Origin of the sequence: Acinetobacter kyonggiensis (assembly GCF_900107285.1) — a bacterium.
Lineage (GTDB): Bacteria > Pseudomonadota > Gammaproteobacteria > Pseudomonadales > Moraxellaceae > Acinetobacter > Acinetobacter kyonggiensis.
This window is the reverse complement of record NZ_FNPK01000014.1, coordinates 24,542-49,530: the sequence shown is the minus strand read 5'-3', so window position 1 is coordinate 49,530 and position 24,989 is coordinate 24,542. Positions and strand designations below refer to the sequence as shown.

24 protein-coding genes are annotated in these 24,989 nt (G+C 41.2%); 14 read left to right on the top strand and 10 right to left on the bottom strand.

The genetic code is table 11. The features are described 5' to 3' along the window. Positions 1–24 precede the first annotated feature (24 nt). The 3 genes from mhpT to BLV99_RS11835 all read left to right on the top strand — a co-directional run bounded on the left by mhpT (position 25) and on the right by BLV99_RS11835 (position 3,171). The gene (gene mhpT / locus BLV99_RS11845) at positions 25–1,233 is read left to right on the top strand and encodes a 3-(3-hydroxy-phenyl)propionate transporter MhpT (RefSeq protein ID WP_092690891.1); all 1,209 of its coding nucleotides are present in this window, start codon (positions 25–27) and stop codon (positions 1,231–1,233) included. A 246-nt stretch (positions 1,234–1,479) separates the two neighbouring features. Then, entirely contained in the window at positions 1,480–2,112 is a 633-nt protein-coding gene (gene pncA, locus BLV99_RS11840) for a bifunctional nicotinamidase/pyrazinamidase (RefSeq protein ID WP_086184190.1), read from the top strand. 102 nt (positions 2,113–2,214) lie between these two features. After that, the gene (locus BLV99_RS11835; RefSeq protein ID WP_092690888.1) at positions 2,215–3,171 is read left to right on the top strand and encodes a bile acid:sodium symporter family protein; all 957 of its coding nucleotides are present in this window, start codon (positions 2,215–2,217) and stop codon (positions 3,169–3,171) included. Positions 3,172–3,231: 60 nt separating this feature from the next. Here the strand turns inward: BLV99_RS11835 and BLV99_RS11830 are convergent, their stop codons facing one another. After that, positions 3,232–4,485: a hypothetical protein gene (locus BLV99_RS11830; RefSeq protein ID WP_086184189.1), complete on the bottom strand. Its 1,254-nt coding sequence runs from the start codon at positions 4,483–4,485 to the stop codon at positions 3,232–3,234. Positions 4,486–4,562: 77 nt separating this feature from the next. On the opposite strand from BLV99_RS11830, the gene serB reads away from it, so the two are divergent. From serB to BLV99_RS11815, 3 genes are all read left to right on the top strand, one after another. After that, a complete protein-coding gene (gene serB, locus BLV99_RS11825; RefSeq protein ID WP_092690885.1) occupies positions 4,563–5,783 on the top strand; it encodes a phosphoserine phosphatase SerB in 1,221 nt (406 codons plus the stop codon). A gap of 412 nt (positions 5,784–6,195) precedes the next feature. Next, positions 6,196–6,531, top strand: coding sequence for a ciprofloxacin tolerance protein AciT (aciT, locus tag BLV99_RS11820; RefSeq protein ID WP_086184089.1), 336 nt, complete (start codon positions 6,196–6,198; stop codon positions 6,529–6,531). A 147-nt stretch (positions 6,532–6,678) separates the two neighbouring features. Then, on the top strand, positions 6,679–7,158 hold the full coding sequence (locus BLV99_RS11815) for an SCP-2 sterol transfer family protein (protein ID WP_086165369.1): 480 nt from the start codon (positions 6,679–6,681) through the stop codon (positions 7,156–7,158). A gap of 84 nt (positions 7,159–7,242) precedes the next feature. On the opposite strand, the gene dtd is transcribed toward BLV99_RS11815, so the two are convergent. Beyond that, the gene (gene dtd, locus BLV99_RS11810; RefSeq protein WP_092690882.1) at positions 7,243–7,683 is read right to left on the bottom strand and encodes a D-aminoacyl-tRNA deacylase; all 441 of its coding nucleotides are present in this window, start codon (positions 7,681–7,683) and stop codon (positions 7,243–7,245) included. 320 nt (positions 7,684–8,003) lie between these two features. Here dtd and pncB point away from each other — a divergent pair, with 320 nt between their 5' ends. From pncB to asd, 3 genes are all read left to right on the top strand, one after another. Continuing rightward, entirely contained in the window at positions 8,004–9,209 is a 1,206-nt protein-coding gene (gene pncB, locus BLV99_RS11805; RefSeq protein ID WP_086184087.1) for a nicotinate phosphoribosyltransferase, read from the top strand. Positions 9,210–9,322: 113 nt separating this feature from the next. Further along, positions 9,323–10,171, top strand: coding sequence for a sulfurtransferase (locus tag BLV99_RS11800; protein WP_092690879.1), 849 nt, complete (start codon positions 9,323–9,325; stop codon positions 10,169–10,171). Further along, entirely contained in the window at positions 10,168–11,019 is an 852-nt protein-coding gene (asd, locus tag BLV99_RS11795; RefSeq protein WP_092690876.1) for an archaetidylserine decarboxylase, read from the top strand. Before BLV99_RS11800 ends, asd begins: the two co-directional genes overlap by 4 nt. A gap of 179 nt (positions 11,020–11,198) precedes the next feature. Here asd and BLV99_RS11790 read toward each other — a convergent pair whose 3' ends face one another. Continuing rightward, positions 11,199–11,810 carry an SPOR domain-containing protein gene (locus tag BLV99_RS11790; RefSeq protein ID WP_092690873.1) on the bottom strand — a complete coding sequence of 204 codons (612 nt, stop codon included), beginning with the start codon at positions 11,808–11,810 and terminating at the stop codon, positions 11,199–11,201. Positions 11,811–11,980: 170 nt separating this feature from the next. Next, positions 11,981–13,771 (bottom strand): arginine--tRNA ligase, encoded by a 1,791-nt coding sequence (gene argS, locus BLV99_RS11785; RefSeq protein ID WP_092690976.1) that lies wholly within the window; start codon positions 13,769–13,771, stop codon positions 11,981–11,983. A 194-nt stretch (positions 13,772–13,965) separates the two neighbouring features. Here argS and BLV99_RS11780 point away from each other — a divergent pair, with 194 nt between their 5' ends. Next, positions 13,966–14,250 (top strand): DUF2798 domain-containing protein, encoded by a 285-nt coding sequence (locus BLV99_RS11780; RefSeq protein ID WP_092690870.1) that lies wholly within the window; start codon positions 13,966–13,968, stop codon positions 14,248–14,250. Between the two features lie 61 nt (positions 14,251–14,311). Here the strand turns inward: BLV99_RS11780 and BLV99_RS11775 are convergent, their stop codons facing one another. The 3 genes from BLV99_RS11775 to BLV99_RS11765 are packed head-to-tail and all read right to left on the bottom strand — an operon-like array spanning position 14,312 to position 16,792. Next, positions 14,312–15,619 (bottom strand): DUF445 domain-containing protein, encoded by a 1,308-nt coding sequence (locus BLV99_RS11775; RefSeq protein ID WP_092690867.1) that lies wholly within the window; start codon positions 15,617–15,619, stop codon positions 14,312–14,314. Positions 15,620–15,649: 30 nt separating this feature from the next. Continuing rightward, a complete protein-coding gene (locus tag BLV99_RS11770; protein WP_092690864.1) occupies positions 15,650–16,201 on the bottom strand; it encodes a CC0125/CC1285 family lipoprotein in 552 nt (183 codons plus the stop codon). Between the two features lie 51 nt (positions 16,202–16,252). Further along, positions 16,253–16,792, bottom strand: a complete 540-nt coding sequence (locus BLV99_RS11765; protein ID WP_092690861.1) for a DUF924 family protein — start codon at positions 16,790–16,792, stop codon at positions 16,253–16,255. 212 nt (positions 16,793–17,004) lie between these two features. Between BLV99_RS11765 and gshA the strand changes: the two genes are divergently transcribed. Together gshA and BLV99_RS11755 are read left to right on the top strand one after the other, a co-directional pair. After that, the gene (gene gshA, locus BLV99_RS11760) at positions 17,005–18,582 is read left to right on the top strand and encodes a glutamate--cysteine ligase (RefSeq protein ID WP_092690855.1); all 1,578 of its coding nucleotides are present in this window, start codon (positions 17,005–17,007) and stop codon (positions 18,580–18,582) included. An 18-nt stretch (positions 18,583–18,600) separates the two neighbouring features. Further along, on the top strand, positions 18,601–19,125 hold the full coding sequence (locus BLV99_RS11755) for a disulfide bond formation protein B (RefSeq protein WP_086184078.1): 525 nt from the start codon (positions 18,601–18,603) through the stop codon (positions 19,123–19,125). A 49-nt stretch (positions 19,126–19,174) separates the two neighbouring features. Here the strand turns inward: BLV99_RS11755 and BLV99_RS11750 are convergent, their stop codons facing one another. Then, positions 19,175–20,506: a PGAP1-like alpha/beta domain-containing protein gene (locus tag BLV99_RS11750; protein WP_086184077.1), complete on the bottom strand. Its 1,332-nt coding sequence runs from the start codon at positions 20,504–20,506 to the stop codon at positions 19,175–19,177. 247 nt (positions 20,507–20,753) lie between these two features. Between BLV99_RS11750 and BLV99_RS11745 the strand changes: the two genes are divergently transcribed. After that, entirely contained in the window at positions 20,754–21,335 is a 582-nt protein-coding gene (locus BLV99_RS11745; protein ID WP_092690852.1) for a YqiA/YcfP family alpha/beta fold hydrolase, read from the top strand. Between the two features lie 14 nt (positions 21,336–21,349). After that, the gene (parE, locus tag BLV99_RS11740; RefSeq protein WP_092690849.1) at positions 21,350–23,230 is read left to right on the top strand and encodes a DNA topoisomerase IV subunit B; all 1,881 of its coding nucleotides are present in this window, start codon (positions 21,350–21,352) and stop codon (positions 23,228–23,230) included. A 91-nt stretch (positions 23,231–23,321) separates the two neighbouring features. On the opposite strand, the gene BLV99_RS11735 is transcribed toward parE, so the two are convergent. Next, on the bottom strand, positions 23,322–23,825 hold the full coding sequence (locus tag BLV99_RS11735; RefSeq protein WP_092690846.1) for a GNAT family N-acetyltransferase: 504 nt from the start codon (positions 23,823–23,825) through the stop codon (positions 23,322–23,324). A gap of 106 nt (positions 23,826–23,931) precedes the next feature. Next, positions 23,932–24,654 (bottom strand): outer membrane protein OmpK, encoded by a 723-nt coding sequence (locus BLV99_RS11730; protein WP_092690844.1) that lies wholly within the window; start codon positions 24,652–24,654, stop codon positions 23,932–23,934. Positions 24,655–24,989: the final 335 nt, after the last annotated feature.

Below are 24,989 nucleotides of genomic sequence, written 5' to 3'. Positions count from 1 at the left end.
ACTGATTGAATAGGGAAATTGCCAATGGAAAGATCAGATAACAGGCATGCTGCAATTACGGTGGCAATCTGCTTTTTAATTGCGGTTATTGAAGGTTTGGATATTCAGGCAGCAGGCATTGCAGCGGCGGGTATTCGTGAAGCCTTTGGTTTAGACAGTTCGCAATTGGGTGTGTTTTTTAGCGCAGGGATTTTAGGTTTATTACCTGGAGCGCTGATTGGTGGGCGATATTCAGATCGTATTGGGCGTAAAAAGGTATTGATTTGCTCCGTTGCAGTTTTTGCCTTATTTACTTTATGTACGGTATGGGTGAACAGTTTTAACAGTCTGTTATTGGTTCGTTTTTTAGCGGGTGCAGGTTTAGGTGCGGCAATGCCGAATTTAATTACGCTGGCTTCTGAAGCGGTTAAAGCTGAAAACCGAGGACGTGCTGTTGGTCTAATGTATTGTGGTATGCCTGTCGGCGCTGCAATTTTGTCGTACATTGCAAGTTTAGATTTTGGTTCAAATTGGAAAAACATTTTTTATTTAGGTGGCTTGCTGCCTATTTTTGTTATTCCAATCATGATGAAATTTTTACCCGAGTCACGTGAATTTTTAAAAGCAAAAAATACAGCGGAAACCACAGCAGTAACGACTCAAGGTTCTTTTAAAGATTTATTCAATAGTCATAACGTGGCGCGTACCTGCTTAATTTCAGTGAGCTACTTCTTTACCTTGATGGTGGTTTACATCATGTTAAGTTGGTTACCTTCACTGTTTATCGAGCTGGGCTTTACGCGTAAAGAAGGCAGTACTGCACAATTCTTCTTTATGCTCAGTGCAACCATTGGTACGGTAGTGTTAGGCATGTTGACCGACCGCTGGAAAAAAACCTATGTGATTATTTTAATGTACGGTGGTATTTTAGCTGGTTTATTTTGCTTAAATGCGGCAAGTTCATTGACGCAAATGTATTTGGCTTCAGCATTGGTAGGTGCCTTTGTGATTGGTTGCCAAGGAGTACTGTATGCGTTTGGCAGTATTGTCTACCCAACTGAAGTCCGTGCAACAGGTGTGGGAATGGCTTCAGCTGTAGGTCGGATCGGTGCAATGCTGGGTCCTGCAATTGCAGGTCAACTCCTTGCAGCGGGCTTTGGTGCAGCAGGGGTTATTTCAGCCGCTATTCCTTGTATTGTGATTTCAGCAATCTTCATGTTGATTTTGGTTCGTCGTTTACAAACATCAGCTTAAGTTTTCGTTTGATGAAATAGCTCGCATATTGCGGGCTATTTTTTTAACTTAAAATGTATTTCTATCTTTTAGCTATAGTAAAAAATTTCGAACTTTAAATGATGCTGTGTATCGAATTTGCCCAAGTATCGTAATTATTTAAGTTGTCAGTCATCTTATTTTTACTGTCCAGCCTAAATACTGAAATTTATTTTGTTATATGCTTAGTCACAAAAATGACAACTCACTAAGAATGGACTGAAAATGATGCAAAACAATACTGCGCTGATCGTCGTGGATGTGCAAAATGGTTTTACCCCAGGTGGAAATTTAGCTGTGGCGCATGCAGATCAGATTATTCCGAACATTAATCAATTGGCGCAGTATTTTAAAACGATAGTGATTACTCAAGATTGGCATCCTGAAAATCATGTGTCATTTGCTATCAATCATGATGCTAAACAGCCGTTTGAAACGATTGAGCTGGACTATGGTACGCAAGTCTTGTGGCCTGTACATTGTGTTCAAGGTACGCCAGATGCAGAACTGCACCCTAATCTTCATTTGCCCAGTGCCCAATTGATCATCCGTAAAGGCTGTCATGCGCATATCGACAGTTATTCTGCTTTTATGGAATCTGATCAAAAGACCACGACAGGCTTGGCAGGTTATTTAAAAGAACGTGGCATTGATACAGTGTTTATTGTCGGCATTGCTACCGATTTTTGTGTGGCATGGACGGCAATTGATGCATGTAAGTTTGGTTTTAAAGCCTATGTCATTTCCGATGCCACCAAAGGCATCGACTTAAATGGTTCATTACAGCAGGCATGGCAAGAGATGCTGGCGAAAGGGGTGAAACGGATTTTGGTGAAAGATATTATTCAGCAGCATGCATGAAAAATGCATAATCGGGTCGAAAACAGAAACACTTGAGTTCGATGAGCCTGTTAAAAGTGATCTCACGATTTGAGACTAGAATAAATAGGGGATGTCACCGTTATGTCTACTTTTTTGCGCTTTACCCAATTTATTCAGAAAACCTTTGCGCTCTGGGTGGTGTTATTTGCGGGTATTGCGTTAATCGTACCTGAAGCTTTTGTCTGGCTGAAAGTCTATATCATCTGGATGCTGGGGATTATTATGTTCGGTATGGGCATGACCATGACCGTAGATGATTTTAAAGGGGTGCTACACAGTCCTAAAGCGGTGCTGATTGGCGTGGTGGCACAGTTTATGGTGATGCCGGCACTGGCTTATCTGTTGTGTCAGTTGTTTCAACTGCCGCCTGCAATTGCGATTGGGGTAATTCTTGTCGGTTGTTGCCCAGGGGGAACCGCATCCAATGTAATTACCTATATGGCCAAAGGTAATACCGCTTTATCGGTGGCGTGTACTTCCGTTTCGACCATTTTAGCCCCTGTATTCACTCCAGCAATTTTCTATCTTTTAGCCAGTCAATGGATTGAAATTAATGCACTCTCGATGCTGGGTTCAATTTTAAAAGTGGTGTTATTTCCCATCATTTTGGGACTGATGGTTCGTTCGGTGCTGAAACAAAAAGTAGCGGCTTATATTCAAGTCATGCCACTGATTTCGGTGGTTGCGATTGTCGCCATTGTCGCAGCGATTATTGCAGGCAGTAAGACGCAAATTTTGGAATCGGGTTTACTGATTTTAGCCGTGGTGGCATTGCATAATGGTTTGGGCTATTTACTGGGTTTTGGGGCAAGTCGTTTATTTAAATTGCCCTATGCCGACAGCAAAGCGATTGCCATTGAAGTCGGTATGCAAAATTCGGGTTTAGGTGTGGCTTTGGCTGCGGTGCACTTTGCTGCATCACCGATTACTGCTGTGCCGAGTGCTATTTTTAGTTTATGGCATAATATTTCGGGGCCAGCGCTAGCGACATATTGGGCCAGCAAAGCCAATCAAATAAAAACAGATCCCATCGAATAGTCTGTTGTTTGAAGCGAAAAAAAACCGAGCACATCGGCTCGGTTTTTGGTTGCATCCGTTTTAAGATGCTTTCGATTGTTTAGCTTTTAAAATTTCAGTTCTAAAAGTTTGTGCCAGTTCAGCCACTTCGCTGTCCATACCATTCATCATAAATGCGTGACGCGTCAGCACATTGGTTGGATTAGGAATACTGACCAATTGGTAACGATCTGAAATGTCTTTGAGTAATTCATTGGGCAAATGAATCGCACTTTCTTTTGCAGCCAATTGTTGCACCAGACGTTCCGCTGCTTGTACTGGTGTTAGTTGCATGGCATCGACATGACTGGAAATGGCACTACGGGTTTGTAAAACAAAGCGCTTTTCTTCACGGTAGCGTTTGTATAAGACATCTGACAACAATTGGAATACGGTGCTGATCATGACCAAACATTGCACTGCATTTGGTGTTTCTACCGACATGCTAATGGTGGCACCATGTTCATCAAATTTATGTACTGTAGAAATATCTGAACTATTGAGTTTGTAGTGTTGTACACATAACTCTGCTGTTTTATTCAGGAAAATTTGACACAAATTAAAATAAGGCACCGAAACTGTTTTATTGACCGAATCCATCAGTTGTTTAGGGTCATAGAACTGAATATTTAAGGCAATACAGTTGTCATTCAGTACGACAGGCTTTGGCTCTTTGATTTTAGCTTTTGCTTGCGCATGGTGTTGTGCTTGAGCAATAGCGACAGCAGCATTGTGTTGTTCTTGTTGTAAAGCTTGAGTCAAGGTTTGAATTTCATGTTTTAGGCGTGATTCATTATTAATCCGCGCCAAATATTCGGTACGACTTGGGCGGGCAATTGCACGGTAAGCCAACCAAATTAAGCCATGAATGATAAATGACAATAAAATGGCCAACCATTGGGTACGTAAAATTTCACCAATACTGGATTGAATTAAAGTAATTTCAATACTGCCGACTTTCTTTTCATTTTGCAGCGCTTCACGAACAAAGACTTCACCTTGACGTGTTTTGGTTAAACCACCTGTTGCAAGTACCTGATTATTCGCATCTAAAATACGAATAGAAGCAACACTTGGGTTGGTTGCATAACGGTCGGCTAATAATGCTAAGGACACAGGATTGGCAGGTTCAAGCTCGGATAGGCTGTCTGTGACCAATTGTGTGGTCATCAGTTGTCCCTGACTGGCACGATTTGCATTGAGTTGGTGTGTCGTCGCAAGTACCAGTAAAAACGTGTGTAAAGCAAAACTTACAATTAGTAGGCTAGCAAATAGCCCTTGTCTAGGCGCATTCAACGTAAACTTCCAAGGCATTTATATTCAAATTGGATTATGATTCTTACAATAGTTGTAGCTCAGATCCGAGTCAATTCATGCGAGAAATCATTCTTATATCATTTTTGGGACCAGACCAGCCTAATCAATTTACACGATTAATGCAGGTGTTGTCCGTACATTCTTTACAAATTCTGGATGTTGGACAAGCCGTCATCCATAACCAACTGACTTTAGGTATTGTTGTTTCGTCAGATGACCAAACTGCTACAGCATTAGCCATGAAGGAGATCTTGATTCTAGCACATGATATTGGCTTAACAGTGCGCTTTAAACCAATCTCTACAACAGAATATGATCAATGGGTCAGTGAGGGTGGTCAGACCCGTTATATCGTTACGGCACTGGCACCAGAATTGACTGCTTCGCAATTACAAGCCGTGACCAAGATTGTCTCGAATCAAGGTTTTAATATTGAAACCGTGACACGCTTATCGGGTCGTCCAGATCTTCATCGTCAAGTCGATGAACCTAAACGTTCTTGCGTACAATTTGGTTTAAAAGGGCAGATGTTAGATGCCATTGCCATGCGTGCGGCATGTTTACGTTTATCCTCTGAGCTGAATGTAGATGTCGCGGTTCAAGAAGACAATGCGTTCCGTCGTAACAGCCGTTTGGTCTGCTTTGACATGGACTCGACTTTAATTGAACAAGAAGTGATTGATGAACTTGCGATTGAGGCAGGTGTAGGTGAGCAAGTCGCTGAAATTACTGAACGTGCGATGCAGGGTGAACTGGATTTCCAACAAAGCTTCCGCGCTCGTGTGGCCTTGTTGAAAGGGATGGATGCATCTGTGTTACCTAAAATTGCAGAACGCTTAACGGTCACAGAAGGGGCGGAACGTCTGATTTCAACCCTGAAAGCATTGGGCTATAAAACTGCGATTCTTTCAGGTGGTTTCCAATATTTTGCTGAATATTTGCAAGCAAAATTAGGCATTGACGAAGTGCATGCCAATGTTTTGGATGTGCAAGATGGCAAGGTAACAGGTGAAGTCAAAGGGCATATTGTCGATGGGGCGCGTAAAGCTTTATTGCTGCGTGAACTTGCCGACAATATGGGCATTTCATTAGAACAAGCGATTGCTGTAGGTGATGGTGCAAATGATTTACCAATGTTATCGATTGCAGGTTTAGGGGTCGCATTCCGTGCCAAACCTTTGGTTCGTCAAAATGCAAATCAAGCGATTTCAAGCGTGGGTCTAGACGGTGTGTTATATCTGCTTGGTGTACATGATAAAGACCTTAATCGTGCCTAAGTATTGAAGTTTATTGACGAAACGCGACACTAATGTCGCGTTTTTTGTGGCAAAAATCACTAAAATACGATGAACGGTTGACTTGGATTGCTGATAAAAACAGCGTTCAATCGGTTCTGAAAAAATATTTTTTTAAGGCTAAAAATGCCTATTTTTTTTGTAATGACACGGCAAGTCCTAGCCCATCTCACTTTTAGAAAAAGTTAAAAATAAAAAAATGTAATGACAAAATAATATTGCGACAAGGTATGTCGCTTTATAAAAATACAAGACTTTTTTTCTTGCAAAAACTCCGCATAATGTTTGCATAAGAAATTGATATAGATATATTCCATCATTTATTTAACGGTCATCGGGGATTCGATTTAGGCAAAACTTAAATGTCCAAATGGAGTCTTAGACGGAGGTTTTTATGGTCACAGCAAATTTAGCAACCATTGTGGGCTTAAGCTTTATTGCGGCTGCGTTAATAGCTGTTTTCTTCTCACCTTATCGTCGTTTGTTAAGCTTTATGTTCGCAGGGATGTTGTTTTGGGGTTTGATTGAAATCGTCCGTTTCAGTACAGAAATGGTGTTTGAATTGCCCATGACCTATAGCTATCTCACTGCGATCATGTCAGCGATGCTGATTGTGACGATGCTGTTATTTCGGGAAGACCACCGTGCAGAACGTGCTTTAGCCAAACGCCGTTGTATTGAACATACTCCCGTGTACGAAGATGACCAACAACAATGCTCGAGCCGTTAAAGCGACGGATCTAAAAAACTTCAAAAAGAGGTGCTTTGGGCACCTCTTTTTTGTGCATTATTATTATACAAAGCCTTAGTTCAAAAAACACAACTTATGTTAGGATAAGTCGTCAATTTTTCAACAATTACAATAGGCTTAAATGTCATGAAACTTTCTTCGATTCCTGTCGTAAAATTACCACTGGTCGATGTCAGCACGGATCCGCTTGATTTGTTAGTGGCGGGTTTGGCTTTGCGTATGAAGCAGTTGGCGCGTACCAGCCCAAAATTTATTGAGCTGGTTCATGAACGTCAATTCCGTATTCAAATTGGGACTGATTTGGGCGTTGCACGTCAAATTATCGTCAACAACGGGCAAATTGATAGCGTATCTGGTGCTGCTGAACAAGCTGACTTTATTTTGCAATTTGCAGACAGTGAACAAGGGGTAAAAACCTTAATGAAAGGTGATCCGACCGCTTTCATGACAGGCATGCAAAATGGCAGCATTAAAATGGAAGGCGATTTTGGTCTTTTGGTTTGGTTTAATAAAGTCGCGAAGTTGATTCCACCTAAACTACCAAAACCAATTAAAGAAAAAGTAAAATTGGTTCGTTCATTTATTCGTGAAAAAACGGGTAAGTAATTCAGTTTTAGCTGCTTAAATGCATTAAAAAAGCCCTGAATGATCAAACTTCAGGGCTTTTTAGTTTCTGATTGCTTTAACGGCTTATTCAACTTCCAAATTGAACGTCACAGGTCCATCATTGACCAAATGTACTTTCATATCAGCGGCAAAAATACCGGTTTGTACAGGTGCAAATTGGCTTTGAGCATAAACAACCAATTGTTCATATAATACTTTGGCTTCAGTAGGTGGCATGGCCGGTCCAAAGTCAGGACGTAAGCCTTTTTGTGTTTGTGCCATTAAGGTGAATTGAGAAACCAATAATAATCCACCCCCTGCTTGAGCAACATTCCAGCCCATCTTGCCTTGTTCATCATCAAAAAAACGATATTTTAAAATCTTATCAATCAGCTTTTTGCCTTTTGCGAGATTATCTTCTTTCGCTAAACCCAGAAAGACCACAATACCGTGTTGAATTTCTCCCGTTGTTTCAGCATCCACGACAACTTTTGCTTCAAGAACTCGTTGCAATAACGCACGCATAATTTAACCAAATCAGTAATTTCAAATTTGCTGTGAATTGTAGCAAATACACACTTAAAGACTAAACCAAGTCCGTCTTACTCTATGTTGAAATAATTGGTTTATTTTCACTGAGACTGGATTTAGATCGCCTTATTTGAAAATGGCTGGGTTTATTTTTTAAGATGCCATAGTGCGAATTGAACGAAGTGAGTAGGCGGGTTGAGCTTTTATACAGGCGCTGTAAATCATCCAATTGCTTTGAGCATTTACGAAAACTTTCGTTTTCAACTGAATAAAATATGCTTTAATGCAAGTAGTTGATAAAAACTGAAAGTTATATGTCTGCAATTATTCATTCATTATTAGATACCGACTTGTATAAATTTACCATGTTACAGGTGGTCTTACATAAGTTTCCTCAAACGCATAGTGTCTATCATTTCCGTTGCCGTAATTTGGAAGATACGGTTTATCCACTGACGGATATTTTGCATGATTTGAATGAGCAGTTGGACTATTTATGTCAGCTGAAGTTTAAAGAAGATGAGCTGCTTTATCTGCGCAGTTTACGTTTTATCAAAAGTGACTTTGTTGATTATTTAGAATTATTCCAACTGAAACGTCGTTTTATTAAAGCCAGTATTGATTCAGAAGGTCGTTTGGATATTTGGGTTGAAGGCCCGATGGTTCAAGCAATGATGTTTGAAATTTTTGTCCTCGCCATTGTCAATGAATTGTATTTCCGCCGTATTCGTAGTGATGAGGTTTGGGCAGAAGGCGAACGCCGTTTACAGGCCAAAATGGTGCTGCTGAATCAATATCAACAAGAACAAAATTCGAATGATCCACCCTTTTTAGTGTCCGACTTTGGCACGCGCCGTCGTTATAGTTATGACTGGCAAAAACATGTGATTGAAGCCTTTAATCACGCTGCGCCTGATATTTTTCGTGGCACCAGTAATGTCCTGATTGCTAAAGACTTGGGTTTGACCCCAATTGGTACTATGGCACATGAATTCCTGCAAGCCTTCCAAGCTTTAGATGTGCGTTTACGCGATTTTCAAAAAGCAGCATTGGAAACATGGGTGCAAGAATATCGTGGTGATTTAGGTATTGCGTTGACCGATGTGGTCGGTATGGATGCTTTTTTGCGCGATTTCGATCTGTACTTTGCCAAACTATTCGATGGTCTACGTCATGACAGTGGCGATCCCTATGAATGGGGCGATAAGGCCTATGCACATTATAAAAAACTCAAAGTCGATAGCAAAAGTAAGATGTTAACCTTTAGTGACGGGCTGAACTTAGAAAAAGCTTGGGCTTTACATCAATACTTTAAAGATCGTTTCCAAGTGAGTTTTGGTATTGGCACCAACTTAACCAATGATATGGGACAAACCCCCTTAAATATTGTGTTGAAACTGGTTGAATGTAATGGTCAATCGGTGGCGAAAATTTCCGATAGCCCCGGCAAAACCATGACCGATAATGATACTTTCCTTGCCTATTTACGTCAGGTGTTCCAAATCACAGAAACAGCATAAAGTTCGCTTTGCTATATCTGATTTTTTGCTAAATGAATGCAAAAAATCAGAATAATAGTGAAAATGACTTGTGCTAAGATCACAGATGCTGATCTAAATAAAACGCGAAAAGTATGACGATATCTACATTTAATTTTGCGCTGCTGATTGAAGCAGAACAACTGTTGCCACATTTGGGTCATGATAAATTACGTATTGTCGATTTAAGCCGTAGTTCTGTTTATGATCAATTACACATTCCGCATGCGATTCATGTCAAACCTAAGCAGTTGCTACGCCAAGAAGAACAAGCTTCGGGTTTACTGCCAGATGTGGAGGCGCTACAAGCACTGATTGAGTATTTAAATATTTCTCCACAGCATCATGTCGTGGTCTATGACGATGAAGGTGGTGCATGGGCAGGGCGTTTAATTTGGAATTTACATTGCTTGGGTTTTAAAAATACCAGCTTACTCAATGGTGGAATTCATGCTTGGTTAGCTGCGGGTTACCCAACTTCGTCAGAAGTGGAAAAATTAACCCCTGTCGAACATTTAGTTGAAATAAAGCAAACGGATATTGATCAATACCGGATTGAATATCCAGAACTGCTGGATAAAGTACAAAACAATGCAATCCAAATCTGGGATTGTCGTACAGAAGATGAGTACACTGGACTGCGACTTGCAGCGCGACGCGGCGGTCACATTCCAAATGCCCGACATTTTGAGTGGAGTACTGCCCTTAACCGTGAAAATCATTTAAAATTACATCCCTTAGAACGCACTCAACAACGCTTAGAACAATTGGGATTCAATTTAAATGAACCAGTCGTGGTGTATTGTCAGTCACATCACCGTTCAGGTTTAGCTTATATCTTGGGTCGATTACTCGGTTGGCATATTCAAGCTTATGACGGTGCGTGGAGTGAATGGGGCAACCGCCTCGATAGTCCGATTATTACCGGAGAGTTACCATCTTGAGCTTCACATCACGTTTAAAAAAACAAATTTTTATTCAAGCACAACGTGTTGTGCCACAACATCAATTATCACGTGTGGTGGGCAAACTTGCAGCCAGTGAAAACCCAATTGTAAAAAATACGGTGATTCAGGCTTTTAAAGCTCAATATGGTATTGATATGTCAATTGCTGAACAAAGCAATACATTGAAATATAAATCATTTAATGAGTTTTTTACTCGTTCATTAAAAGACGGTGTACGCGCGATTGATACTGATCCTAAAAGTATCGTTTCTCCAGCAGATGGCGCAATTTCACAATTGGGTAAAATTGAACAAGGTGATATTTTCCAAGCCAAAGGTCAAACTTTCTCGGTGGAAAAATTAATTGCCGATCCACAATTGGCTGAACCGTTTAAAAATGGTCAGTTCGCAACAGTGTATTTATCACCTAAAGATTACCATCGTGTACATATGCCTGTTGCAGGGACGTTAACTGAAACGCTCTATGTGCCAGGTGAATTATTTTCAGTCAATCAAACCACTGCGGAAAATATTCCGGGTTTATTTGCACGTAATGAACGCATGGTGTGTTTGTTTGATACTGAATTGGGTCGTATGGCCGTGGTTTTAGTCGGTGCGATGATTGTGGCTGGCATTGAAACTGTAGCAACAGGCAAGGTGAAACCTACAGGGCGTTTGGAACTCAATCAACATGACGTATTCCTTGAAAAAGGGGCAGAATTGGGGCGTTTCTATTTAGGTTCTACCGCAGTCATTTTATTTGAACAAGACAAAATGGTTTGGGATGCCGCATTTAAAGCCAATTCAACAGTGGTGATGGGTGAAGCTTTAGGACATGCGGTTTAATGCTTTTAGCCTCCCTTTTTAAAAGGGAGGTTGGAGGGATTTAAAGAATTTACTTTTATTAAGTGATGTAAATCCCCCTCACTCCCCCTTTTTCAAAGGGGGAGGCTCCTTCTCCTAAATGCAGAGGAGTCGGGCAAGGTCAAAAAAAGCGCCATTAGGCGCTTTTTCATATCTGGGGTTTATCGTTTCACCACAATTGAATCAATACCACTACGTTGTAGCGTTTGCTGAGCCATGATCGCAGCTTCAGGTGAATCATAAGGGCCAGACATAACACGATACCAAGTTTGACCATTTTCCACTGATTTAACCACATCGGCAGATAGACCATTTAAAATAATTTCAGCACGTCGCGCATCGGCACTATCTGGATCTGCATAGCTACGGACTTGAAGAATATAACTGGGCTGATGTACAACGGGCGCTTCTGATGCTTGAAGACTTGGTTCGGTGACGGGAGTGTTGGTCGCAGGTTCTGCTTCTGGTGCTTCCACAATGACTACGGTGCTTGCATTCTTGCTTTCAGGCACAGCTTGTTCTGGAATAGGTGTGACTTGCTGTTGAGGCAATAAATCGTAGAAACGATAGTCTTTATTGGTGTCTTCTTGATAATGTTCAGAATTAATCTGATTCTTCGGCTGAACAGGTGCCCACGGTTTCCATAGCATTAACGCTACGGCAAAACTTAACACGATTAAAATGACCACAAGCGTCCCCAGCCATGTTGGAATCAAGGGCTTTTTCGGTTTATTTGGTCGCTCTGATACACCGCGCTGCGTTTTTCCAAACACTTGTGAACCTCATTATTCTAATATTCAATTGGTTGTGCTTTAAGCATGGCCCACATCAGGAGCCATACCCAGTATTATTTCACATATGGACGCAGACAATAGTCGTCATCAAGTGAGCATAGCAGTGTTGATATGCTCACTCGGACTTTGTCTTGCAGCAATGTAAAATATTACATGCTCTCGGGAGCGGATACACCTAATAATTCTAAACCATTACGTAGCACTTGTTGTACGTTTACTGAAAGTAATAAACGTGCTTGCGTAAGTTCAGCATCATCGTTGAGTACTTTATGCTCATTATACCAACCGTGGAATAATGCAGCCAATTCTTTCAGATAGTTACCCACTTGATGTGGTTCATAACTATTTGCTGCGCGAATCACAATTTCAGGATAAGCGGCAAGTTTAGCTAAAATTTCCGTTTCAGCATCCAGATCAAGTTTTGCTGCAAATTGACGTGCATTCACAGCATCAAAATTCACCTCAGTCGCTGCTGCTTTTTCGAGCATACGGCAAATACGTGCATGGGCATATTGAATGTAATACACCGCATTGTCTTTGCTTTGTGACACAGCAAGGTCAAGGTCAAAGTCAATGTGTTGTTCAGATTTACGCATCACGTAATAGAAACGTGCGGCATCATTACCGACTTCTTTACGTAGGTCGCGTAATGTCACGAACTGACCTGAACGCGATGACATTTGTACCATCACGCCACTACGCCATAGGCTGACAAACTGAACCAACAGTACCGTCAATTTTTTCGAGTCATAGCCGAGCGCATCAATGGCTGCTTTGACACGGGCAATATAGCCATGGTGGTCAGAACCCCAAATATCGACAATGTCGGTATAACCACGTTGTAATTTATTCAGGTGGTAGGCAATGTCAGAGGCGAAGTAGGTGGTTTGACCATTACGACGTTTTACCACACGGTCTTTTTCGTCGCCAAATTCAGTCGATTTAAACCAGATGTTACCGTCTTGTTCATATAAGAAGCCACGTTGATCGAGCATTTGTAGTGCTTCATCAATTTTTTCAGTCAAACTGGCTTCACTGAACCATTGGTTAAAAGTTACCCCGAATTCGCCAAGGTCATCTTTAATGTCATCAAGAATGGCTTTTAACGCCGCTTGATGGAAAACACGGTAGCCTTCGCCAATCAAACGCTGTGAATTATAGATTAAGCCATCGATGTGTTTTTCTTTGTCACCTGAAAGTACCACTTTATTGCCATCGCTATCTGGCTCAGCTGCATATTGCACATCTTCAGGTACATCTTGATAGACTTCAGCGACAGGGCGTGCGTATGCATCACCATCTTTGTCGATAATACTTTGTGCAATTTCTTTAACATAGTCGCCCTGATAGGCATTTTTTGGAAAAACCAGTTCCTGACCTGTTAATTCAAGGTAACGTAAATACGTCGATGTTGCGAGGATGTCCATTTGACGACCTGCATCATTGACGTAATATTCGCGGTCAACCGTTGCACCCGTTGCTTCAAGTAGATTAGCAACAGTCATACCATACGCTGCACCACGACCATGACCGACATGTAGGCTGGATGTCGGGTTGGCAGAAACGAATTCTACTTGAACACGTTTGGCTGCATTTGCACTGGTGCGACCGAATTGATCTTGTTGTGCTTGAACCTGATCCAGTACAGCAAAGCGTTGGTCGGCATTTAAAAAGAAATTAATAAAGCCAGGGCCCGCAATTTCTGCTTTGCTGATATCAGCGACTTCGGGAAGATGTGCGAGGATTTTTTCCGCGAGATCACGAGGCTTGAGACCCGCAGCTTTAGAACCAATCATTGCAATATTTGACGCGAAGTCACCGTGGCTTCGGTCTTTGGTTCGCGTTAAGTTACCACTGTTATTAAAGTCGGATGGGAGTACACCTTCAGCTTGAAGAGATTGCACTGCATGTTCGAGAGCTGCTTGGATTGCCGTATTCATAATCAGTCGAAAAATAAATGTCGCGGAAAAACAATGAATATAGCAAATTTTGCCGTCTTTAGGTAAACCCATTTGTATTGAATAAAACATGTCCGATAGTCTGCATCGGGAGGAAGGGGATAAAACGAGGAAAATATTCAAAAAAGCATGATTTATGGCATATTAGAAGACTGTAAAAAATCCGAGTCGAGCATATGCAACCTGACCGTCCTATGATTATCGGTAATATTCCTAAGCTGCCTGCAAAATGGGCCACGGTAGTGATGCCGTTTATGTTGTCTTGTCTAATGAGTGGTATTATTTCTTTTATTAATATGCTGCGCAATTTGGGTTGGATCGACGGTTTTATCAGTTTATGGCTGCATAACTGGATGATTTCTTGGGCTTTTGCTTTTCCTATTGTGTTGGCTATTTTGCCGCTAGTACGTAAAGTGACGGGCAAACTGGTTGATATGCCTGCTCAGAATGCACCAAAGTAAATCAATACTTAAGTGCAGATTGCCTGTGGGTCGAAGATGATTTTTTATCTGAAACACATTTTTACAGTACTAAATCAACCAAAGCACGAATAATCCCAAGCACCAAGCCAATAAATGCACCGACAACCACGCCATTGACGCGGATCATGTGTAGATCACCACCGACTTCATTTTCAATTTTGTCGATCATTTCTCGTGAATCCCATTCATGAATGCGTTCGCTAATAAAACGAATGACTTTTTCACTATATTGATCACTTAAATTGATGGCAATAGCACTCATTTTTTCATTCAGTAGATCACGTACTGCTTGATTAGAAATAATATTTTCACCAACTTGTTGAATGGCGACCCGCAGATTTTGGGCAATGCCTGAATTGGCTTTCAGTAAGTCCGCTTTAATCGCATCACATAAAATCACCACCGCGCCACTAATAAAATTCAGCACTTGTGGACTATCGAGCAAGGCATTTTTGCTGCTGTTTAAGCGATGGCTGGCACTACTTTCATCATCCGACAGTTCTAGCATGAGCTGATGACCGATTTCTTCAATCTGTTGTCGCCACGGATGTTCTGGGTCGGCCAGCATGGATTCAACCCGTGCGATTAATGAATCAATGGTACGCTGTTGTACATCAATGCCAATCCAACTGGCACCTTTGGCCAGTTTTAACACCCCCAGTTCTTTGAATAATCTATGGGTCAGTTCGCGGGTTTCTTCTGGATGTGAAAGCATCCATTCATGCGCTAAGTCGAGTCCGTGTTGTAACACATCTTGGTGGAAATCATTTTCTAAAACGGCACGCAGCATTTCACTGGCGAGGGTGTTGATTTGGGTGTTACGTACCCATTGCACGCTATTATTTTGAATAAAACGTCCAATTTGTTCCTGTCCGACAAATTCAAAAATTTTCGGTACGGTTTGCTGAATAACCTGTGTAACTTGAGCATTATTTTCAGCTTTTGCCAGCCATTGGCCCACAGCAAGGCTAAGGTCAGTACTGTGTAGACTTCTTTCGACCACTTGTGGAGACAAAAAGTTTTCTTGAACAAAGCGGCCCATCGATTCTGCAATACGTGCTTTATTGCGTGGAATAATTTCGGTGTGATCGAGTAAAAATTTAGGAATGGGCATTTTGCCAAACGGGTTGCGAAACAGCACCGTAATGGCATACCAATCTGCTAAGCCACCTACGACCCCTGCTTCAGCAGCGAGCATTAGAATGTGAATCAGCCACACATATTCAGGAAGGAGCTTGGCAACCACCATCAGGATTAACCATGTGACAATCGCCATGATTAGGGCAATGGTGGCAAGGCGTTTACTGCGTTGCAAACTTGGGGTGGTTTCTGCTTCCGCTATGGTCATGCAAGCTTCCTGTTGATGTGTGACATCGGGTTATTTTGTTGTTGTCGGCATTTGCGGTGCTAAGACTTGACCTGTCGGGCTAAGTCCGTATTTTTGACCCAAAGACTGTAAAATTAAAGTGGCATCAAAAGCATCGCTCGGTGCTTTTTTCTGATCTTTATAGCATTCAATGGTATAGGAAACTTGCACGGGGTCAATCGTGACCACTTGTGGCATATCATAAAATGGATCAGGCCAGAAACCAGGGTAACGACGGTAATAACCGTATGGAGCGTACATTGGGGTTGGATAGACTACGGCTTTGCGTGGTGGTTGGTTGACATTGCTCGGATCATTCAGCACTTTAAAATAGCGGAATCCGTTTTGTATTGTGGTTTGCGCTGCTTTGACTAAGGTAATTTCTTCTGCTGTGCCAAAACTCATATTGGGACGGGCTTGAAAACTGATGCGATAGGATTGAGCATTCAACGGCGTGTTACTGAATTGACCCAGTTGGTCAAAAGTCAGCGGTTTTGAAGGCGTCATGGCACAGCCAGAGAGGGCCATCACCAGTCCTATACTTAGGATAAATTTATTCTTCATGTTAAACCTCCATACTAATTTACTGTGCAAGGGAGGAGACACAATAAATACTTAAAAGCTACTGTTGGGTTGAGTTAAAAATTCGAGTTCTTCGGCAGTCGAGGGACGCGCTAAAATTTGGTTACGATGCGGATAGCGCCCGAAACGATCAATAATGACTTTGTGCTTTTTTTCATAATCCAGACCGATAGGCAGGCCTAATTGTTGAAACAATTTTAGCCCAACCTCGTGGATCAATTTTGATTCACTGTGCATAAAGGGCATATATAAAAAAGCACGTTGTTCTGGGTTTAATTGCTGATCTAAATTTAACTCGATGACTTCTTGGGCAAGTGCCAAGGCTAAAGCATCTTGGGCAAAGGCTTGCGCCTGATCACGAAACAAATTACGCGAAAATTGGTCGAGTATGATCACTTCAGCTAAGCGACCTTCAGCGCTTTTACGCCAAGACCATAGCTCGGTTTGTGCGGCTTGATGATGTATGTCATAAAATTTTTGATGAATTAATCCATCAAAATCATCATTTTTTGCAAACCAGTAGGCTTGAGTGTCTGGATGAAACCAAAAGTCCAAAATATCTGAATAATTCATAATATTTACAATTCTTTAGCACTTATTATTCAATACAATCACAAAATTTAGATGTCTTGTAGAGTAACTTTGTGATAAAAATTTGCCAGAAATATAATTGACAGTTTACTTGAAAAATATACAGCAGATCATGTGACCGTCCCAAATCACGTTATACTGCTATAAACTGATGATTTTATTTTAGTAGTTATCTTCCGATAAGCGAGATTGTAATGAGTCAACCCGAATCGACCTCTCACGTTGTATTGCCAACTTGGGTGGATTCTTCGCTGTTTAAAGGCATGTTGCGCGGTATTGAGCGTGAAAGCCTGCGTATGCAAAGCAATGGTTTTTTATCGCAAGCCTTGCATCCAAAAGCATTCGGGTCGGCTTTAACACATCCGCATATTACCACTGACTATTCTGAAGCCTTGATGGAGTTTATTACCCCTCCACAAGACAGCATCAAAAAAGCATTACATTATTTAGCCGATATCCATGCGATTGCACATCGTCATTTGGAAAATAGTGAAAAGCTCTGGCCGTTGTCGATGCCGTGTATGCTAGATGATCAGGAAGAAAACATTCGTTTAGCCCAATATGGAACATCGAATGTTGGTCGCTTTAAGACCTTGTATCGTCATGGTTTAGGGGTGCGTTATGGTCGTCGTATGCAGACCATTTCAGGGGTGCATTATAATTTATCTTTCCCTGATCAAGTCTTTGAAGCACTGCAACAGCATGAGAGCGATGATGCTTTAAAAAGTTTGAGCTTGCAGGATTATCGTAGTCATCGTTATTTTGCTTTAATTCGTAATTTTATTCGTTTAACCCCATTGGTGATGTTCTTGGTCGGCGCAAGTCCTTCGGTCTGTCAGTGTTTTATGACCGGACGCGAACATCACTTATTGCCCTTACTCAAAGGCACGTTATTTCTACCTTATGCCACAGCATTACGCATGGGCAATTTTGGCTATCAAAATTCAGCGCAGAAACAGTTGGGTATTCACTACAATACCATGTCGGGTTATTTAGAAGGTTTACAAAAAGCAGTCAAAACGCCTTATGCACCGTTTAGCCATTTAGGTTTAACCGATGAACAGGGTGAGCCGATTCAAATCAATGATCATGTGCTACAAATTGAAAATGAATACTATAGTTTAGTGCGTCCGAAACAAGTGCCTAAAGCGGGTGAAACGCCATCGCAAGCGCTTGAAAATCGTGGGGTAGGTTATGTTGAATTACGTGCCGTAGATGTCAATCCGTACAGTTCAATTGGCATAGATGAAAATACCGCGGCATTCTTGGAAGTGTTAGCACTGCATTGTTTATTGCAAGATAGCCCCGATTTATTAGACGAAGAACAATTACAGATTGAGCGTAATCAAGCGGAAGTGGTCAATCGTGGCCGTGCACCCAATGCATCCATTATAGATGCGACAGGTGAGCATCCGATTGAAGCATGGAGCCGCATGCAAGTCATCGCAATGCAACCTTTGGCTGATTTACTGGATGTAACCTATAGCACAAATCTGTATTCAGCTGCCTTAGCGTTGATGCTTAAACGTATTGATGAAGTGGATGAAACGCTGTCTGCACAAGTGATTGCCGATACTTTAGAAAATGGCGGTACATGGGGCTTTGGTAGTCTGATGGCACAACAACATGCCATGAGCTATGAGCAGCATCCGTTAAGCCCAGATACCTTGTCGTATTTTGATGATTTGGCTGTACAGTCATTGCAACAACAACAGCAACTTGAACAAGATAGTAGCCTCAGTTTTGAGCAATATCTTGCTGATTATCGATAAAAATTAAGAGGATTTGCCATGCAATGGCGTTATCGTTCCGTGAGTGGTTTTTTATTTTTAGCCAGCGTTATTGGCATGGCTTTTGCGCTGTATTTAGAACATGTACAAGGTCTTGAGCCTTGTCCACTCTGCGTCTTTCAGCGTATTGGATTGATCGGGTTAGGGCTTATTTCTTTGCTTGCTTTCATTCATAATCCGAATTCAAATGTTGGGAAACGTGTGTATGCCTTTTTGGGCACGCTTTCTATTCTTTGGTCGGCAGGTGTGGCAGCACGTCATGTTTGGCTGCAAAATTTGCCACCTGACCAAGTGCCGAGCTGCGGTCCGGGCCTAGATTATTGGCTCAATACCTTGCCATTAAAATCGGTTTTCCAACAAGTTCTAACTGGTTCTGGTGAATGTGCAGTGGTTGATTGGACCTTTTTAGGGCAATCCTTGCCTGTCTGGTCATTCTTGTTTTTTGCTGTATTGGTGCTGGTGAGTGTGTGGCAATTATTGCGTAACTATGCTTTGACTACGCCTAAAGCAGGGAAGAAGAAATAAAAATGGTCATCTAAAAAAGCCACCGCAAGGTGGCTTTTTTATGATTCATTTAAATTGGTGCACTGTTGGATAAATCTTCGAACTGCATCCGATATTCATGAACCTGTTCTTTAATTGGGGCATCAGGAGGCGGATAAAACCATCTCACAATCTGTTCAGCTACATTGGAGTGATAGTGAATCTCAAAGTGATGGATGCCATAGAAAATGGCTTTATTTGATTTGGGCAGCTTCAATTGAAAACGCGGATTAGGATGTTCTCCCAACGCACTTTTAACACTGACTAAATAGTCACCTAGCAGGTCGAAATGACGATTTTTTCTATTTTCATAGACAACAGACCCTGCAATTAAAAAGGTGTTGATATGCGAAGGTAGCGGGGCAGGTTTACGATTGTCATCCATGCCACCAATGCGGGCCGTATTATGTTCCCAATCATCATCACGCACGCTGCCATAACGTAAATCCAGAATGCCATTGCTGCGAATATTCACAATATGTCGGACAATTTTTACAAACGGGAAGTGCCCCAGTCGATCTTGTAAAATAAAACCAAAACGTTCTAAAACTGCCCCATGATGTGGTGAGCCTAAGCAGACTAAATTTTCAGTCAGGTGCATCCATTGATGCATATTTTGTTTGCCATAAAATAAGGCACTGCGTAACACTAAGCCCCCCATACTATGTCCAATTAAATCAATACTGGTAATCAATGGGTTACGTTGAAGTAAATCTTCTAAAGTGTTGGCAAGGCTGCGACCATTGGCAGAAATACGGCGTCCAGTATTGTAGTTTAAGTAGAGCATGGTGTTATGGTCACGCTGAGCCAATAATTTTTCACCAATACCGCCGTATTGACGGGTTGACCAGTCTAAATGGTTCATGCATAAGCCATGGGTAAAAATAACCACACGGCCTGAAAGATCACCTTTTTGTAATTCAGTATAGTGGTCGTAGAGCACCATGGGTAATGCAAGCGGGTTTTGATATTTTAATAAATAATCACCCAGCACCCCGTTTAAAGCCCCAACTAAAAAATGCAATGCAGGGGTGAGTGGTTTTTCATGTAATTTTGGATATTTTTCAATAATTTGTCGCAAACTTGGCGCAATTAAGTAATGACCATAACTGAGTAAGCTGTCATAGGCAAACTGGTACATTTTGTCAATATAGGGGATTTTTTGTATTTTTTTCGAGCGTTGTTCACTCATCCCAAATATGCTGATCAAAATTTCACGTTGAATTTCTTGTATAAGGTCTTGCACCACATCCCCTAAACGAGTCGTTACCAATTGAGCAAGTCCTTCTAATACATCGGCTTGGCTTGGTGGTGTACGATCCCATTTACAATAGGTTTCATGCAATGGTGTTAAACTTGGCATTTTATCCTATCCCTTTTATGGCACTACTATCTGAGGCACTTTATTTTTTCTTAAGCTCACGCTATCAATTCGTTGCTTTTAATTTAATATGATTCATCTCGAATAGCTTTTACAATAACGAGGATGAGCTGTAAGTTTTAACTTTTTTGTCTGACAATTGCTGTTATATACACATTAAAATAAAGTTTCGCTAGGTATCTTATTTTTTATAACTTAAATTAAACCCATTGGTATGTCATAAAAAGCAATGAACATCATCTATTTGCATGGATTTCAAAGTAGTACTTTATCAATTAAAGGGCAATACATTCAGGCATTTTGTCAAAATCAGCATCATATTCAAGTGCATTTGCCTGATTTAAATATGCCTCCGAAACAGGTGTTGGCCCATGTTTCAAAGATGATTGAATGTTTAGATCAAGTGGTCTTAATTGGGAGTAGTCTTGGTGGTTTTTATGCGACACAATTGGTCGCAAAACATGCTGTGCCTGCTGTTTTAATTAATCCAGCTATGCGACCATGGCAATTATTTCATGATTTATTTGGCGGTGAGCTGCCTTATGTGGTGAATGGCCAATGGACTTTAGATCAGACACAACTTGATCAACTCGAGCAGATGGCTGTGCCATTGGTGCAAGATGCAGACAAAATTCTAGTGTTACTGCAACAAGATGACGAAGTTTTGGATTATCGTGAAGCACAGCGTTATTATAGCAATGCTGCGCATCCGTCGATGATGATCACGGAAGCAAATGGCAATCATGCGATGGATAATTTCGCAGACAAAATACCGATGGCATTACAGTTTTTATCGGATTGTATAAAATAAGGAAACAGTACAACGTGTCTCAATATACGGCTCAATCACTTGAAGTTTTATCTGGTTTAGATCCGGTTCGTCGTCGTCCCGGCATGTATACCGATACCACTCGTCCAAACCATTTGGCACAAGAAGTAATTGATAATGCAGTGGATGAGGCACTTGCAGGACATGCCAATAAAATTACCGTGACGGTCTATAAAGACGGTTCTTTGTCGGTAGAAGATAATGGTCGTGGCATGCCCGTCGATATCCATCCTGAATATGGTCAAAGTGGGATTGAAATTATCCTGACCAAGCTCCATGCAGGGGGTAAATTCAGTACCGATAACTACCAATTTTCCGGTGGTTTGCATGGTGTAGGGATTTCTGTGGTCAATGCACTGTCGAATCGAGTCGAAGTTGCCGTACAGCGCCATGGTAATCTTTATCAAATGGCATTTGAGCATGGTGAACCTGTCTCACAACTTGAAGTGTTGGAAGGTAAGGCACCGAAACGTGCTTCAGGAACCACCGTTCATTTTTGGCCAGATGCAAAATATTTTGATTCACCCAAATTTTCCTTAAAAGCGTTAAAACATAATTTAAAAGCCAAAGCCGTGTTAGCCGCAGGCTTACAAATTATTTATTTCGATCAAATTAATCACGAAAAAATTGAATGGCAATTTGAAAATGGTTTAGTTGATTATTTGATGGATGAATTGCAGGATCGCGATATTATTCCGTGTCCTGCCTTTGTGGCAACGGGTGAGGCTGAGCGTGCCAGTGCTGAATTTGCGATTTGCTGGAATGCTGAGGGTGGCGAGCAAGTTCAAGAGAGCTATGTCAATTTAATTCCAACCGCACAAGGCGGTACACATGTCAACGGTCTGCGTTCAGGTGTGACCGATGCGATGCGTGAATTTTGTGAACTGCGTAATTTGTTACCGCGTAATTTAAAATTGTCTGCGGAAGATGTTTGGGATGGGGTAAATTATATTCTGTCGTTAAAATTCCAAGAACCACAATTTTCGGGGCAAACCAAAGAACGTCTTTCCAGTCGTGAAGCATCGGGTATTGTATTGAATATTGCCAAAGATGCTTTTGCACTGTGGTTAAATCAAAACTCTGATATTGCAATGCAGCTTGCTGAATTGATGATTGCGAAAGCAGGTCGCCGTTTAAAAGCTGCCAAAAAAGTAGAGCGTAAAAAGATTGTTGCTGGCCCGACGTTACCAGGAAAATTATCCGATTGCGTTGGTCATACTTTGGAAGAATCTGAACTGTTTATTGTGGAAGGCGATTCTGCTGGTGGTTCAGCCAAGCAAGCACGCGATAAAAACTTCCAAGCCATTATGCCCATTCGCGGTAAAATTCTAAACACATGGGAAGTCTCTTCCGATGAGGTTTTAGCCTCACAGGAAGTGCATAATATTGCGATTGCAATTGGCGTAGACCCAGGCAGTGATGATCTTTCAGAATTGCGCTACGGCAAAGTGTGTATTCTTGCCGATGCTGACTCAGATGGTTTACATATTGCGACCTTATTGTGTGCTTTATTTGTGAAACATTTTCCGACCTTGGTGGAAGCAGGGCATTTATATGTGGCTATGCCGCCCCTATTTCGTATAGATGACGGCAAAGATGTGCATTACGCTTTAGATGAGGCTGAATTAGAAGTAACGCTCAAGAAAGCCAAGACCAAGTCTCCGCAAATTACCCGCTTTAAAGGTTTGGGCGAAATGAATGCCAGTCAGCTTCGCGAAACCACTTTAGATCCAGACACGCGTCGTCTGGTGCAGCTGGATTTAGACGATGCGCATTTTACTTCAGGCTTACTGGATAAATTGTTGGCAAAAAAACGAGCAGGTGACCGTAAGCATTGGTTGGAACAAAAAGGCAATTTAGCCGATTTGGCTGTTTAAGTATGTTGAGCCCCGAAAGGGGCTTTTTTATTTAAATCATCCATGAACAGGCAAGTGAACTTCTAATACCGTGCAAAATTTTTCTGTATCCTTAATCAAGAATGCGTTGCATCAAAACTAAATCACGCCATTGCCCAAATTTTTTTCCAACTTGTGGCATATAACTAGTTTGAATAAAGCCTAATTTTTCATGCAACACAATCGAGGCTTTATTTTCATGATCAATTGCCGCCACCATGACATGGATCTTATGCTGCTGAGCATGATCAATCAGTTTGAGCATTAAGGCTTTGCCCAGACCTTGACGGTTAAAGTCTGGATGAATAAAAACTGAATGTTCAACGGTCTGTTTAAAACCATGAATTTGACGGAAGGCGGAATAATCAGCGTAGCCCGCAATTTTTTTCGATGTGCGATGTTCCGCGACAAAGAGTGGAAATTGTTGCGCGACTAAGCTGCTAAACCATGTTTGAAAATCAGCGCTAGACTTTGGCGTATTATTCCAACTCGCAGTGCCATCTAGAATTTCAGCATTATAAATAGCCAGAACCTGTTCTAGATCTGATATTTGAGCGGGACGCAGGAGAAAGTCCATGACATATGCCGAATCAATAAAAAGAGTTTATTGTAGAAATAATCCTATTTTAGGGCAATAAAAAAGCAAGACCGAAGTCTTGCTTTTTTGACATCAACAATCAAGATTAGAAATGGTATTTAACCAATGCACTGACGTTATTTTCGTCCATGCCATCAATTGCATATTTATTTTTCCAAACTGAATGTTCGATACCAAGGTATAAACGCGTATCTGGAGAAATGTGTTTACCTGCATTCCATTTCCACTGTGTAGTCCAGTTCATTTCACTTGCGTGATTTGTACCTTCGTCAGTTGACCAGTCAAGGAAACCATCTACAAGAAAATCTTCAGCGCCTAATTTAAATGGCACGCCGTAAGCAAAAGTCATTTGATAGTCATCTTCTGATGTATCATTATTTGCACGGTAGAAGTTTAACTGGGCATATTGAAAATAAGGAATGGCTAAATCGACACCAACACCATAAAGATAGTTGTTGAAGCCTTCGCCACCTTCCCAAGTGGTTGCAATTAAAACGTCTTTAATTGGACCAAGTTCAAGTTTTTGGCCTGAAACTGCACCTAGGCTTAAACGAGGTGATACTTCGAAATAAGTTTCTTTCCCGCTAACATCATTGTCTGTACGGTCAGCAAAAGCAAAGAAATCACCATATTGTAACTTTGCAGCATATTCAAAAGTTACGGTAGATTGCTTGTCTTCACGTGCGATCAATTCATAGTTTTCACCATAAAGACCTGTCACGCTGAAATCTTGCCACACTGGTGCAGCTTGAGTAAGTGCAGCAGTTGAAGCCAATGCACATGTAGCAAAAATTTGTGTAAGTTTCATTAAAAAATATCTCCCCCGAGAAGCAAGCAAAGCATACAGATTCTTAAGCAAAAATAAAGCCAAAATTGATCAATGACCTAAAAATAATAGATTTTCTAAAACATTCGATGGCTAAAATAACAGTACAGCTTGAATACTTAAAAATACATACGGATAAAACCGATAAAACGAAGTGAAGCACAGTTTTAAGCGAGGAAAAAATAATGTGAGACTTATCAAATAACTTAAGCAATAAAGTTGAATCACATATTGGCTATAGGGAATTGCAAAAAATATCAAAATACTACTTGCATATGCTTCGCTTAGCCCCTTATATTCAAGGCATAAGGACACGA